Raw genomic sequence first — 15,309 nt, forward strand, 5'->3', positions numbered from 1 at the left:
GAGGCGGGGGAGACGGGTGCGGTCCGCTCATCGATTCATCGGACGGGGCGGCGTACCCGCCCACGCCCTCAGCGGTTCAGGAAGGAGACGATCCGGTCCCGGAGTGAGCGTGGGTCCAGGCCCTGCCCCTTCAGGTGCTCGTCGATCGAGCCGTAGCGGCGCAGCTCCCGCCGCCCGATGCCCAGGCCGAGCACGCGGTGCGGCAGATCGGCGAGAGCGTCGTTCACGGCCGCTGTGGACGTACCGGCCAGACAGGGCTCGACCAGCACGACGTCGGCCCCTTCCGCCCTCCCGCCGAGCGCGGCCCGGAGTGCGACGCCGTCGAAGGGCCGCACCGTCGCCGCGTACAGCACCGTCACGTCCAGCCCCTCGACCGCGGCCAGCACGTTGTCCAGCATCGGCCCGACCGCGACGACCACCCCGCCGCGCCCCTCGCGCTCGGTGTGGAACCCCAGGCCGGAGACCGGCCGGGCCGCCGTGTTCGCGTGCGCCGAGAGCCGTACGTACACCCGGTCGTCCCCCGCGGCGACCGCGTGCTTCAGAAGGGTCTCCGTCTCGTCCGGGTGGCCGGGGATGTGCACGGTCCAACCGTCGAGGGTGTCGAGCAGCGCCACGTCCCCGGGCGCCATATGGGTACGGCCACCGGCCGGCCAGTCGTACGAGCCGCCCGTGCTGACCAGCACCCCGCCGGTGCCCTGGTGCTCGAAGTCCAGCTTGACCTGCTCGAAGGCGCGCTCCACCAGGAAGCTGGCGAAGGTGTGCAGCACCGGCCGCATCCCGGTCAGGGCCAGCCCGGCGCCCGTGCCGACGAGCAGCTGCTCCCGGATGCCGACGTTGATCACGCGGTCGGGGTGGGCGCGCTGTGCGTCCGCGAACCCGGCCACGCCGATGTCGGCGAGCACGAGGGCGAGGCGGGGGTCGGTGTCGAGCAGCTGGGAGAGGGTGGAGGTGAAACGCTCGCGCATGGTGTCCATCGGGGATGCCTTCCTGGGCTTCAGGCGTTCTTGGGGGCGACGCGGGCGACCACGGCGTGGGGCCTGCCGGGGTGCGGCGCGGTGCAGGCCGCGTGGAGGGCGTCGTGATCACGGCCGTCGACGGTGGCGGTGGACCACCCGGCGGCCTCGAAGCGGGACGCGATGCCGCCGCGCCAGCCATGGGTGGCCGAGGTGTTGTCGATGATCAAGGTGTGGAGCGTGTCGAGCCCGGTGGCCCCGGCGTAGGCGAGGGCCTCGTGGTTGCTGCCCTCGTCGAGCTCCGCGTCCCCGATCAGCACCCACACCCTGGCCCCGCCCAGGCCCTGCGCCCGCAGCCCCAGCGCGGTCCCCACGGCCAGCGGCAGCCCGTGCCCGAGCGACCCGCTGCCGATCTCCACGCCCGGCACCAGCATCCGGTCCGGGTGGTGCCCGAGCGGCGACTCGTACCCCCCGAACCCGCTCAGCCACTCCACGGGGAAGAAGCCCTTGGCGGCGAGCACCGCGTAGTACGCCATGGGCCCGTGCCCCTTGGACAGCAGGAACCGGTCCCGGCCCGGCGCCTCCCGCAGCTCCGGGGAGACCCGCAGCACGCGGTCGTAGAGCACCCAGAGCGCGTCGAGCGTCGAGGTCGCGGCGGGCCCGTGCTTCTCGTCGCCACTCATCAGGGTCATGAGCCGCAGGAGGTCGTCATAGGTGAATACAGGGGTGGTGCCGGTCGATGTCGTCATGTTGATCAGCGTGCGACCTCAACCAAACTTGAGGTCAATCCCCGCCGACGATCAGACCCCCGCAAACCCGTGCGCGCCCACCCGCTGAAGTGCGGTATTGTTCTCGTGCGCGGTCGGCGAGGGATCGAAACCCGAGCCGGACAAGCACCGGGACGTGGCGCAGTTTGGTAGCGCACTTGACTGGGGGTCAAGGGGTCGTGGGTTCAAATCCCGCCGTCCCGACCAGCGATTTTCGCAGGTCGGAGGCCGTTCTCGCATGATGCGAGGACGGCCTTTCTGATGTTTCGTCGGCTTGTGATCGCAAGGTGGTCGCAGGTCCGGGGGATCTGCGGGGTTGGGCTGCTTCGGCGGTTGAGGGGCATTGCTCGTGTCTGCGGCGTCGTAGGGCGGTGGCGACGTGGCCGGAGATGGCGACCCAGTTCTTGCTGCTCCTGGTCTTCGGCGTTGTGATCACCAGGTGGCTGTTGTCGATCGCGGACAGCGTCGTGTGTATATAGAGGACGCGCTTGTCGAAGTGGATGTCCTCCCAGCGCAGGGCGAGCGCTTCCCCCTTACGAATGCCGGCCGATGAGGACTTCGACGAGGTCGGCCATGGCGGCGATGTGGCCGTAGCCGAGGTCGTCGAGCCTGATCTTCCCGAGCGCGGGGATGAGGTCATCGACGACGTAGTGGTGGTAGTGGACCGTGGTCGCCGGCTTCAGGGTCATGGCCTTGGCGTGGGCGTCTGACCTGCACATATCCCTTGGCGGCGCGACAAGCGCGCTGCCGAAAGGGGAGACCCGGTGTCGCCTCTATCGCTGGGTGTTCCGGTGGTGTACCCAAGGGGCGATGTTCGGTCAGGTTTCCCGAGGTGAGAGCGGAGGCCCCAGGCGTTGCCGTGAGCGCTCGGCCCAGTGGCTTCGCGGAAACCGTCGCGTCAACTGTCCGTGACGGTGCGTGCGCGCGTGCGGCAGGCATGGCCGAAAGACGGCATGGCCGTGAAACGGCCGCTCCGGGGCGGGTGATCATTCTGCCTCGGCCCGGCTCCGGGGGAGCGGTGGAGAGATCGGGCGGTCCCGTTTCTTTCCTCGTGGCACGGAGAGGTTCATGCCGGTTGAAGCCGTCTTCTTCAATGTTGGCCAGGGCGACTGCACGCTGCTGTGGTTCTACGACTGGCACGGAAACGTGAAGAAGGGAAAGCACGCGATACTGATCGACTGCGGCTCGACCGGGCCGGTGCCGCACCACGGTGCCCCGCCCTCGTCGGCGACGCCCAAGGATCAGCTCGTCGAGCGGCTGCGGAGCAAGATAGGCGGCTATCTGGCCAACCTGCCCACGCCGGACCTTCTGGACTGCCTGATCATCACGCATCCCGACGAGGACCACTTCAACCTGCTGCGGGACGTCCTGGAAGGCGTGAACCCCCAGTACACCCTGAATTTCAGCATCGACCGGATCCTGTACGGACTCGACCTACGGGACTACAAGGACCGCACGGAGTTCTTGGAGCGACTCTTCGACAACTGGCAGCGCTTCGAGGACCTCAACGGCCGTAAGGCAATCAAGAGTCGGCCTGAGGTCGTCAGCATGCCGTCGACACCGGTGGCTCTGCTACCAGGCACCGGCGCCAATCTGTACCTGGTCGGGGCCGCCTACGACGGTGGGGACAAGCCGGCAAAGTTCGAATCCGGCCCCAAGGAACCCATCGCCAACATGTCGAGCCTGGTGACCGTCCTCGTGGACGACGGGCCCGTGGGCAGTCGGCAAAAAGTGCTGCTGATGGCCGACGCGGTGGCACTCAACGAGCAATGTCTGGAGGGCGCGGCGGCCGATCTGGTCAAACGCGAGGGTGAGCTGTGGCTCAAGCTCGGCCACCACGGCAGTAACACCTCCACGACCGATGACTGGCTGGACTACACGAAGCCGAGCGGCCTGTTCGTCAGTACCGGGGTGAAGAAATTCCGGGGGTCGGCGACCTGCCGGGTCAAGAACATGAACCGTGTGATGCCGTACTGGAACAACGTACGGGCCAAGAACAGGATAGGTCTTCCCGTCGCCACGGTGCCGGCCTCCTGCGGATACGTCGCACAGGACGACCGGACAGGTCCCAATGGGCCCTTCGTCCACACACCCGCGCAGGGGATCTTCAGCTCGATGGCGGTGCCCAGCCAAGAGGGCGTCGACTGGCACCTGACGTTGGACGCCAACGAGCCCAATGGCTACGCCATCAGCTTCGCGTAGAACAGGAATCGGACCATGCCCCTCACCCTTGCCGAGCTACGCGACACCCTGACGCAGGCCCAACACGACGGCTCCCTGCACCTGAGCGCAGAGTTGCTCCAACTCGACGCCGCCGCCGACCTCTTCGCCCGCTTCCTGCCCGACGCGACCCTCACCGTCACCGACCCGACCGTCGACTCCGCCGCGCTCCAGGTCACAGGTCAAGCCACTCTGCAGGGCCAGGCCGCCGCCCCGGCCACCGTTGTCTTCCTGCCTTCACGCGACGGGAAGACCCTCGCCGGCGTACGCGTCGACGTCGTCCTCCAGGCGGGCGGCCCCGGGCTCCCGGACGATCTGGCCGGCATTCCCTCCGTGCTGGAGTCCATAGGACTGGGTCCGCAGCACCTGGTGTTCGGTGTCGAGCCTGCCGTCGACGGTACCCCGGTGGCCGAGGTCGGCTGCGGCGTCGAGCTGCTCTTCCCCGACCGGAACACCTCACCCCGGCCTTACCTCTGGGGCTATCCGCCTCAGAGCGGGCTGCGGAGCTGGCGGCTCACCGGCGACTTCCCCGGCATCCCGCTGACCGGTCCGGACGCGCTGCTGCCCTGGGCGCCGGCACTGAGCGGGGCCTTCGGCCTGCTGGACGGCATCGCCCCCGAGGGAGCCGCCCTCGAACTGACCGGGCTGACCGTCAACTTCGCACCCGACGGCGCCCAAGGCGGCTCCGGCGCGCGCCGGCTCGCCCTCGGGGTCCGGCTCGCGTTGAGCGGCTCGTGGACGGCCCTGCCGGACCTGCTCACGGTGGACGACCTGCACGCGGAGCTCGTCGTCGGGAACCCGCAGGGCAAAAGCCCCGCCTTCACGACCGTACTGGGCGGTCGGGTCACCTTGGCCGACGAGGTGGTCGTCGACGTTGCGGTGAGCCTGCCCGACCGCAACCTCACCGGTGTTCTGGAGAGCCCGCTGCCGCTGGGCAAGCTGCTCAACGCCCGCTTCCCGGCCATCCCCGTGCCCCAGGGACTGACCGTCGACCGCCTGACGGTGGGCGCGGAGCTCGGCCGCGGCTCCGACTGGGGCTACGGCATCGACGTGGAGCTCGGCAACGTCTGGCAGGTCAGCGACGATATCGCCCTCTCCGAGGTCACGCTGAGTCTCCTCCACGCTGGAGGCGCCTCGACGGCCGAGGCGTTCGCCACCTGGAAGTTGGGCGAGGCGACCGTGGACGTCCACGGGACCTGGGCGACCGGGAACGGCTGGCAGTTCGAGCTGGACGCCACACACCTCGGGCTGGGCGACGCCTTCGCCGCGTTCGGGATTCAGCCGCCGCCCGTCCTCCAGGGTGTCACCGTCGAGCAACTGCGGGTCACGTACGACAGCGCGGCCGAGAAGTTCACGCTTCATGTGAAGGCCGAGTTCCCGCTCGGAGCGATGGGCGCGGCCCTCGGCGTCTCCGTGGAGCTCACCAAGCGCACCGAGGGTGAGCCGGGCTACGACCAACGGTACGAGGCCACCCTCACCCTGGAGGTCGCCCCGGAACACGAGCTGACGTTCACCGTCAAGGATGTCGAGCAGGCCGAGTTCAGCGCGACCTGTGAGGACTCCAAGGGTGTGTCGTTCGCGGATCTCGCCGGGGTGCTGGGCGTGCCGGAACCGCCGGAGTTCCTGGACGATGTAGTCATCTCCGGCCTCACGGTCGGGTACGCATCCGCCCGCAAGTCCATCGTGCTCGCCGCGAAGGAGAAGGGCGGCGGCTCGCTCGTCGTCGTCTCGGACCAGCCGAAAGGCGGCACCCGGGCCTGGGCCGTGCGCGCCGGTGTCGGGCTGGACGCCAAGCTCTCGGAGCTGCCGTTGCTCCAGGGGCAGATACCCGAAGGCCAGGACCTCGGCGTGTGCGGACTGGGCGTGCTGCTCGCCTCCGACGAGGTGAAGGCCGACCGGATCACTGAGCTCAACAAGGCCCTCGCGGCGAGCGACGGGACGCTGCCCCTGCTGCCCGCCGACGGCCTGGGCAGGGGATCGGCCTTCACGGTCGACCTCCGGCTGCCGGGGCACTCGGAGACCACCTCGGTCGTTGTCCGGGGGGACCACCGGAAGACCAAGGCCCTCGCACGCCCGCGGCTGATCACGCAGGACGGCACGCCGGTCGCCGAGACCCTCACTGGGAACGCGGCAGCCACCGCCACCGGCCTCCCTCTTGTCGCCTGGCTCAAGGTCCAGCGCGACATCGGCCCCCTGCACCTCAGCCGCGTCGGCGCCGGCTTCGCCGACGACACCGTGTGGGTGCTGTTCGACGCCTCCCTCGGCATGGCCGGGCTCACCGTCGGGGTCGACGGACTGGGGATCGGGATCCCGCTGTCCAAGACGCTGAAGCCCATGTTCCGGCTGGACGGGCTGAGCGTTGGTTACTCCCGGCCGCCGCTGGCCGTCGAGGGCGCGCTCGTCGTCAAGGAGAGCGAGGACTACGACCCGCTGATCGAGGGCGTACTCGCCGTCAAGGCCGAGGAGTTCGGCCTCACCGCCCTGGGAGCGTACGCGAACCCCACAGACTCCGACCAGCCGTCGCTGTTCCTCTTCGGTAAGGTGAACGGCGAGTTCGGCGGGCCGCCGCCCGTCCAGATCACCGGTATCTCCGCCGGCTTCGGGTTCAACACCGATCTGCGGCTGCCCGAGGGCGACCGGGTGCTGGAATTCCCGTTCCTCCAGAACCTGGCGGCCACCGATCCGCTCCAGGTCCTGGAGCAGCTGATGAGCGGCGACAAGGACGCCTGGGTGCGTCCAGCCTCCGGGCAGCTGTGGTTCGCGGCCGGGCTCGAGTTCAAGGTTTTCGAGTTCGTCACCGGTCAGGCGCTGCTGGTATTGGAGGTAGGCGACGATTTCGCCGTCGCGGTGCTCGGCACGGCGGAGGCGCAGTTCCCCAAGGCGTCCGTGCACGCGTACGCGAAGGTGCGGCTGGGCCTGTCCGCCAAGTACCGCGCCAGCGAGGGCGTGCTGAAGCTGACCGCGCAGCTCGCGCCTGGCTCGTTCCTCCTGTCCGAGGACTGCGTGCTGACCGGTGGGTTCGCGCTGTACACCTGGTTCGACGGCGCGCACGCCGGTGACTTCGTCCTGACCCTGGGCGGCTACTACCCCGGCTACCCGGTGCCCGGCCACTACCCCCAGGTGCCGCGGCTGGGCTTCAACTGGCCTGTCACCTCCGAGCTGACCATCAGCGGCGGCTCGTACTTCGCGCTCACCCCCGGCGCGGTCATGGCCGGTGGCGCGCTGGACGTGAACTTCCGCTCGGGCGACCTGCACGCCTGGCTGACGGCGCAGGCCGACATGCTCATCGAGTGGGTGCCGTTCCACTTCGACGCCCGGATCGACGTGAGCATCGGCGTCAGCTACGTACTCGACCTCTGGCTGGTGCGCGAGACGATCAGCGTCGAGGTCGGCGCGTCCCTGCACCTCTGGGGTCCGCCGACGGGCGGCGAGGTCACCGTCCACCTCTGGTTCATCTCCTTCACCATCGGCTTCGGTAACGGCAACACTGACGGCGACAAGGCCGCGCCCTGGAGCGACGTGGTCAAGCAGCTGCCCGCCGCGCAGGACGCTGTCCGGCTGGTGCCCATGGACGGGCTGACACCGGTGAAATCCACGGACGAGCCGGACCTGTGGACCGTCGGCACCGGCGCCTTCTCCTTCGCGGTGCGTACGGCCATCCCGCTCTCCAAGCTGAGCCTCACCAAGGAGAGCGGCACCCAGGACATCACCACCGACCGGATCAACATCCGGCCGCGCCGCGACGACGGCAAGGACCTGGACTCCGTCCTCACCATAAAGCTCACCAAGGGCTCGGATACTCACGACCTCAGTGCCTGGTACGCCGGCGAGGCGGCACAGAACCGGGCGGGCATGCCCGCCGCGCTGTGGGGCTCGTACAAGGACAAGCTGGGCAGCAAGCAGCGCGTCGACAACCAGCTGACGGGCGTCGACCTGCGGCTGCCGCAGCCCACGCCGGGCAGTACGCCCGGCCCCGTCAAGGCCGGGACGATCGCGCACGACGACCGGACGCCGAACGGCAAGCTGCCGCTGGTGCGGCCGGCCGTGGTACGGGCCGTCACCGCCGCGCGGACTGTGCCCGCGCGGACCGGGGCACCACAGCCGGTCGCCGTCGAGCTCGTCGCCGAGGCCGCACCGGTGCCGCAGGCCCGTGCGAACGTGGCCGCCGTCACCGGCAGCCAGACCGGCGCACTGGTCGACCAGTCCCGCGACCGGCTCTTCGCCGCCATGGACTACCTAGGTGTCAGCCCCGGCACCAACGAGCGGCTCGTCACCACGGACGGGCTCGTCGCGGGCGACATCGACGCGAAGCCCGTGCACACCATCCCCGGCACACCAACTGCGAGCGAGCGGTTGTACGTGCTGGGCGCCGCGTCCGTGACACCGGTCGACGCGCAGAGCCTGACGGCGTACGAGCCCATCACGCTGAAGAACGCGGGCTCGGCGTACTTCTCCGTCCGCCCCGACGGAACCCGCCTGTGCACCGCGGCCCTGAGCTCGCAGCATGTCGAGTCCTTCGAGATCACGGCCAACCCACCCGGCAAGGCCGTCGACCTGAACGGCAACTCGCCTGCCTGGTTGCCCCAGAACGCGCGGGGCTTGTCGTTCTCACCGGACGCGGGCTGGGACTACGCCTACGCCACCTACGCGCAGCCGGACCAGATGGTGCTCCTCAAGTTCCAGAACGGAGCTCCGACGGCGGGCCACACGTACGGCACGCTGGCATCCGACCGGGTAACGATCACTGAACCGGCCGACGTGGTCCCCGCTCTGCCGTGGGACGAGACCGTCTACATCGCGCTGCCGCAGGACAACACCGTGGCGAAGGTGGACGTCGGCAACCTGGACAACCCCACCGCCCGGACGTACTTCCCCGCCGGCCTCTCCCCCACACGCCTCGCCACAGACCCCAAGGGCCGCTGGCTGTATGCGCTCAACGCGGGCAAGTCGACGGTGACTGTCATCGACGTCGCCGCGGAATCGATCGCGACCACCCTGCGAACCGGCACCGGACCCGTCGCCCTGGCCGCCTCCGCCGACGGCAGGCGGCTGTACGTGGCGAACGCCGTGACCGGCACGGTGTCCGTGTTCGACACCAGTGGCGACCTGCCGCGGGAAGCGGCCGAGCCCGTGTGGGTGGGGGCGCGGCCGATCGCGCTCGCGGTGTCCGCCGTGGGTGACCGGCTGTATGTCGCCCGGTCGAAGGGCCCGGACGATCAGGAGATCCCACCGCTCCAGGTCGTGGACGTCGCGTCGGACCAGCCCGTCCTGCTCCCCGTCACCGTCCCCCTCAAGGACGACCCGGTGGCGCTCGCCGTCACCGTACCGCCGACCGTCACCGGCCCCGCGGCAGCCCCCAGCGTCACCCGAATCACCGAAGGCGGTGCGGCATGAGCCACCCCCAGTACGCCCCGGACCCCGACCCGTCGCTGAACGTGCAGTTCGTCGACTCGCTGGTGCCCACGCTCACCGCGGGGCGGTACACGCTCACCGCCCATCAGTCCCTCACCAAGGGCGGCACCCGGGTCGACACGGACAACTACCTGGACGTCCACGCGACCGAGCAGCAGGTGGAGGTCCGCGCGCCGCGCTTCACCGTGCAGCCGGAGTGGATCCACGGCGCGTACCCGACTCCGGGCGCCAGTGGCCTGTACGACGACGTGCTGCCCCATGTCACGCTCGACCGGGCGACCCTGCCGTGGGAGCGGGAGGCGAAGGCGAAGGACGGCACACGCCTGCCGTGGCTGACCCTTCTCGTCTTCGGCGAGGGCGAGCTGCCCGACACCGACCCGCACTGCCTCGGGCGGACGGACGCGAAGACGGTGGCCGACCTGACCGGCTCCGAGAGCGGCGTCGTACTGCCCCCCTTCGACCAGGCCACGGACCCCATCACCGAGGACGACAAGCGGCAGGTGTGCCGCACCGTCCTGGTGCCCGCCGCCGTCTTCCACGCGCTGGCCCCGACCGAAGCGGAACTGCCGCTCCTGACCCACGTGCGCCGGGTCAACGAGCAGCACCAGCGCGTCGCGCTGGGCGACGACCTGATCCAGGTCGGCGACTACGCGGTCGTCGTCGGCAACCGCCTGCCCCGCGCGGCGGGCGGCCGCTACGTCGCCCATCTGGTCTCCCTGGAGGGCTGGCAGTCCCGCCTGCCCGACGGCACCAAGGAGGCGTACGACGGGCCCGACGAGAAGCTGCGGCTGATCTCCCTGTGGTCGTGGGCGTTCGAGACGATCCCGGACCACGCCCCCGGATTCGCCGCGCTGACCGAGCACTTCGTCGACACCGAGGGCACGGACGGCTCCGCGCTGCTGCTGCGCGTGCCGCTGCCCGAGCGGCCACTGTCCGGGAACGACCAGCAGGAGGTCGCCGACCGGCTCGGCCAGGGCTACCTGCCGATCTCGTGCCGCACCGAGTCCGGGCGCTCCACCTTCGGCTGGTACCGGGGGCCGTTCACCGCCCAGTACGTCACGCCGGAGACGGACCGTGAACGGCGCCGCTGCGCGGCGGAGGCGCTGATCCATCTGGAGCAGTACGGCGTCTTCGACGTGAGCCTCGCGACCGCGTTCACCGCGGGCCGGGGCGTCGCCCTCGCCGACCACCAGTTCGGCGCGGCGCTGCTGCGCCTGCGCGGCAAGGTGCAGCGGGCGGCGGAGAAGAAGAGCCGTGCGACGGCGACCGCCGGTGCCCGGGCCCGTATCGAGCAGCTGGCGGCGAACGGGCTCGCCGGCCACCTCGGCGAGGTCCTGACCGCACCGGCCCGTGCCGAGGGCGTCGCCGGCCCCGCGCGGCGCCCCGGTGTCACCCCCGGACCCGCCGCGACCGAACTACCCGCCACCGCCGGGCTCACCCTGGAGCGCCTGCGCGCCGACGCGGACCTGCACGCGCGCCTCACCTCGGACGACAAGCCCCTGGTGGACCCGCACGACGACGACCTCACCCTCGTCCGGAACCGGCTGCTCGACCTGCGGAACCTGACCGGCGTGCCGTTCGCGCACCTCGTGCCCGACACCCGGATGCTGCCGACGGAGAGCCTGCGCTTCTTCTACGTGGACGCCAACTGGACCGCCACGCTGCTCGACGGCGCCCTGAGCGTGGGGCTCGCCCACACCTTCGACCTGACTTCGGACGACCTGGTCTTCGGGCCCAAGGGCGTGGCCCCGCTGCCGCCGTCGGCCGCACCGGTCACGGGTCTTCTGCTGCGTTCGGAGCTGGTCAGCGGCTGGCCCGCGCTGGAGGTCCGCCCGTACGCGAACCCGCGGGCCACCGAAGGTGAGACGGCCCTGCCGGTGCTGCGCCGTGAGGCGCTCGCCGACGATGTCCTGCTCGTCCTGGTCGAAGGCGTGCCGGGCCGGGTCGAGCTTGCCGAACCGCAGCAGGGCGTCCACTTCGGCATCGACGAGCCGGAGGAGGGCGGCAGCGACGACCCCCTCGACGACGGCATCATCCGGCTGCGCGAGATCGACCCGCAGAGCGGCACTCCCCTAGGGAAGGAGACCGGCGAGCAGTTCCCGACGCAACCAGGGCTGCGCTCCTGTCTGCGTGCGACGGGCGCCGGCGCCCCCGACACCGTACTGAGCGTCACGCGCCTCGCCGACGGGCTGAAGGGAGCGTTGCGCCTGAACCGTCCGCTGACCCCCAGCGAGTTCGCCATCCAGATGATCAATGCCGCGCAGCGCCGCACCTTCACCACCGCTTCCACCGCGCATACCCCCTTCACGACAGGAGACCATCTCAATGGCTGACCGCGACGACACCCTCATCGTCCCGGTGAACGTGGACGCCCTGGTGGTCAACCAAGACCTGCGCCAGCGCGACGGCCAGGGTTTCCGGCGCTGGCGGCCCAACTTCAACCTGCTGCGCCACAGCCTCAGCCCCGAGGTGCCCCCGTTCACCAACGAGGACGAGTGGAACAACACGACGGGCGACGACGACGGTCCCTACAAGCAGTACGACGGTGTGTATGTGCGCTGGGAACTGCCCGACGCGCTGCGCCAGGGCGCCGCCCGGGCCGAGGGCGGGCGTACGGAGTTCCCGCTCGTGCCCAACCGCTGGCTCGTCGTCCGGCAGGTGCCGGACAAGCCGGAGCTGACCGCCGGCTGGGTGGTGGAGAGCGACTTCCTGGACCCGGAGGACGGCACGTCACGCTTCATGCACCCGGTGCGGCCCGAGGCCGGGGCTCCGGAGACGACGCCGTACCGCTCGACGATCGTCACGACGCGGATCGGCAGGAAGCAGAGCGTCAGCGGCGGCGGCACGTGGAGCGAGCCGACGGACGCCTCGCGCAAGGAGCTCTTCCTCACCGCGGTCGGCCCTGGCATCATGACTTTCCACGTCTACCAGCCGTACCACGAGAACGTCTTCTCGCTGCACGACCCGCTGGAAGGCGTCGTCAGCGCGACCGTGAACTACCAGGTCGTGGGCTGGTATTCGGACCCGAAGCAGGAAGAGCTGCGCCGCCGCCTCGACATCGCGGGCGCGACGGTCACGTCCGTACTGGCCGGGCTCGGCTGGACGGTCGCCGACCTGCCGGACACCTGGACGCCCGACAGCACCACCTACTGCGGCCGCGCTCTCGAAGTGAAGTGGAACCGCGACGGCAGCGCCCCGGACTCGGACCGCCCGGAGAAGACGGACGTCCGTGACCGGATCGCCGTCGGCAGCAGCGCAGACGAAGCGCACGCCGCACTGGTCGCCAAGGCCCGCGCGGCCCTGCCCGACGGCTCCGGCAACGCCATCGACCACACCACCGACCCCGCCCTCCTGCACGTCCTCGGCAAGGGCCTGCTGAACACGCTCGACGAGCCCGACGGCGACGTCCTCGCAGCCCAGGCCCTGCACAAGGGCTGGTTCCAGCAGATGCCGGGCGGCTATGTATGGCGGCTCGCCGACACCGCCGACAAGGGCATTCCCTCCGGCGACCCGAAGTCGGTGACGTGGTCCGGCGTCGCGCCCGAGCACGAGGCATGGCTGGCGGAGCTCAACGGCCACCAGAGCGCGTACGACGCGGCGGAACGCGAACTCACGGCCCTGCAACAGCGGCTGTACGCGCTGTGGTGGATGCACAGCCTGCCGCTGATCCCGCCGCAGTACCGCCGCGAGCAGCTGTACGCCGAGATCGACCCGAAGAACGCGGACGGCCTGGCCGCCCGCGTGGCCGCCGCGCAGGACGACCTGAAGAACAAGAAGCTGAAGGCCGTCACCGACTGCCTCAGCGGCCACCGGCTGCCCGAGGGTTACGAGCTGCGCAAGGAGACCTTGCCGCCCTTCTACCAGGTCACCGACCCCACGATGGTGCTGGCCGGCGCAAAGAGCCACACCGCGCACAAGCCACTGACCGGCGACGGGGCGCTCATCTGCCGCACGCCGTCGCAGATCGTCACCGACGGGCGCGCGAACCCCTTCACCTCGCTCCAGATGAGCGGGCTGCCGCCGGTCGCGTCGGCCCTGCTGATCGAGTTCGCGTGCGTGCTCGACCCGAAGAACGCGGGGAAGTACACGCCCGACATCGCCCCGGATGCCTGGCGGCAGCCATGGAAGCCGCTGCTGTTCCAGTGGCGGATCGAGCACTGGCAGGTGCCCTACGGCGACCTGAACAGCCCCAACTGGACGTTCGACGGCAGCCACTACCGGTGGACGAACGGATCCGGCGCCGCCAACGCCATCGAGGTGACCGGCCGTCGCTTCCTCGTACCGCTGCCGCAGCACACGGCGAGCAGCGGGCTCGAACAGCACGCCGCCGGCCACCCCGACGCGGCGACCGCCGAGGCACTCACCGCGGCGGCGGCGCAGATCAAGGACCTGGACCTGCTCTCGCAGCGGCTGGACGGGCTCACCGACGCCTTCGCCCTGCGCGACCCCGCGCCCGGCGTCAGCCCGCCCGGCGAGATCGGCAAGCTCATAGGCGACGCGTTCCGCCACCTGCCCGACCCGGGCATGCTGCCCGAGCCGTTCAAGGGCTGGCAGGACTCCGGCTTCACCCAGATCCGGTCAGGGCAGTTCGCGGTGAACAGACTGAGCGTCATCGACGAGTTCGGCCAGAGCCTCGACGTCCTGCTGCCCGGCGACGCGCCGACCTTCGCCCCCAAGGTGGGCGACAGCCTGCACCCCCACGACAGGTTCGTCCAGCCCACGGACACGGGGCGGTTCGTCCAGCTGCCGCCGCGCCTGCTCCAGGCCGCACGGCTGCGGTTCGACTTCGTCGCCGAGCACGACGACGAGCGGCTCGTCGACCTCACCGCGAACACCACGCCGGTGGGCGCGTGGATCGTCCCCAACTACGTCGACCGATCGCTGCTGTGCTACGCGCCGACCGGCGAGCCGCTCGGCGAGCTGCGCCTCGAGCTCCGCGAGGGCGAAGGCGGCAACGTGACGACCGTGGTCGGCTGGGGGCCCCTGCCGGATTCGCGGGTGAACACGATCGACGCCCTGCGGGACGCCCGGCCGCAGCTCTACGCGTTCACCCGCGAACTGACCGCGAAGGGGCCGGACGCCTTCGCCGACCTGCTGGCCACCGTCGACCACGCGCTCGCCGGCATCGACCCGGGCGACCCGTACGGCGACGAGGTGCTGGGCGCGCTGCTCGGGCGCCCGCTCGCGCTGGTCCGCGCCCGGCTCGGCTTTGAGCTGGACGGCCTTCCCGTCGCCGACGGGGGCTGGCAGTATGCGCTGGACTGGAAGACGCAGGAGGCGTGGGCCACACGTCAGGGCGAGAAGGCGCCGGCCGAAATGGCCCACCTCGACTACCAGTGGCCCATCCGGCTCGGCAACGCCGGGCAGAAGGGCGACGGCCTGGTCGGCTACTTCTCCGAGGCCGACTACGGCACGTTCTACTCGGTGGCCACACCGGGCGAGCACCCGCACACGGACTACGTGGCGCGGATCTCCGATGCCAACTGGCCCACGCTCCGGGCGGACTCGACGGACCGGACGCATCTCACGCTGCTGCTCGACCCGCTCGCCACCGTCCACGCGACCACGGACATCCTTCCCGTGACGGGGCTTCAGCTCCCGTCGCGCTTCACGCGGACGGCCATGGCCGCGATGCGGGTGGCGCTGCGGCTCAGCCCGGTGCTGACCACGACGCGAAAGGTCCCGGCCAAGGAGGTGGGCATGGGCGACGCGTCGTCCAGCTTCGTCAACGCTCTCGCCATGCCGCATCCCACGTCCCCGCAGGGCACGTGGGACTGGGCCGAGCTGGTCGTCCCGGACGCGCCCGCCGGCGCCGACCCCGCGCCGCAGTGGAAGCACGACTCGATCGTGCAGATCGACCAGATGGCCCGGCTGGACGAGAACAGCCCGACCGTACGCACCGGCTTCCTGCGCCTGTCCGGCGGCTTCGTCACCAAGTGACTCCGCTGCACCCGCAC

General features: G+C 70.5%; 7 protein-coding genes and 1 tRNA gene. 5 read left to right on the forward strand and 3 right to left on the reverse strand.

Going from position 1 to position 15,309, the window contains the following annotated elements:
• Window positions 1-68: 68 nt before the first annotated feature.
• A complete protein-coding gene (locus tag ACH427_RS08410; protein ID WP_398868645.1) occupies window positions 69-974 on the reverse strand; it encodes a transketolase family protein in 906 nt (301 codons plus the stop codon).
• Between the two features lie 20 nt (window positions 975-994).
• A complete protein-coding gene (locus tag ACH427_RS08415; RefSeq protein WP_398868646.1) occupies window positions 995-1,702 on the reverse strand; it encodes a transketolase in 708 nt (235 codons plus the stop codon).
• A gap of 148 nt (window positions 1,703-1,850) precedes the next feature.
• Between ACH427_RS08415 and ACH427_RS08420 the strand changes: the two genes are divergently transcribed.
• A tRNA-Pro gene (locus ACH427_RS08420) sits at window positions 1,851-1,927 on the forward strand.
• 326 nt (window positions 1,928-2,253) lie between these two features.
• On the opposite strand, the gene ACH427_RS08425 is transcribed toward ACH427_RS08420, so the two are convergent.
• Window positions 2,254-2,409 (reverse strand): hypothetical protein, encoded by a 156-nt coding sequence (locus ACH427_RS08425; RefSeq protein ID WP_398868647.1) that lies wholly within the window; start codon window positions 2,407-2,409, stop codon window positions 2,254-2,256.
• A 379-nt stretch (window positions 2,410-2,788) separates the two neighbouring features.
• On the opposite strand from ACH427_RS08425, the gene ACH427_RS08430 reads away from it, so the two are divergent.
• The 4 genes from ACH427_RS08430 to ACH427_RS08445 are packed head-to-tail and all read left to right on the forward strand — an operon-like array spanning window position 2,789 to window position 15,292.
• The gene (locus ACH427_RS08430) at window positions 2,789-3,922 is read left to right on the forward strand and encodes a ComEC/Rec2 family competence protein (RefSeq protein WP_398868648.1); all 1,134 of its coding nucleotides are present in this window, start codon (window positions 2,789-2,791) and stop codon (window positions 3,920-3,922) included.
• A 15-nt stretch (window positions 3,923-3,937) separates the two neighbouring features.
• Window positions 3,938-9,334: a DUF6603 domain-containing protein gene (locus ACH427_RS08435; protein ID WP_398868649.1), complete on the forward strand. Its 5,397-nt coding sequence runs from the start codon at window positions 3,938-3,940 to the stop codon at window positions 9,332-9,334.
• Window positions 9,331-11,685 (forward strand): hypothetical protein, encoded by a 2,355-nt coding sequence (locus ACH427_RS08440; protein ID WP_398868650.1) that lies wholly within the window; start codon window positions 9,331-9,333, stop codon window positions 11,683-11,685. The genes ACH427_RS08435 and ACH427_RS08440 overlap by 4 nt, the downstream gene beginning before the upstream one ends.
• Window positions 11,678-15,292 carry a hypothetical protein gene (locus ACH427_RS08445; protein WP_398868651.1) on the forward strand — a complete coding sequence of 1,205 codons (3,615 nt, stop codon included), beginning with the start codon at window positions 11,678-11,680 and terminating at the stop codon, window positions 15,290-15,292. Before ACH427_RS08440 ends, ACH427_RS08445 begins: the two co-directional genes overlap by 8 nt.
• Window positions 15,293-15,309: the final 17 nt, after the last annotated feature.

Origin of the sequence: Streptomyces sp. NPDC020379, assembly GCF_044387105.1 — a bacterium.
Classification (GTDB): Bacteria; Actinomycetota; Actinomycetes; order Streptomycetales; family Streptomycetaceae; genus Streptomyces.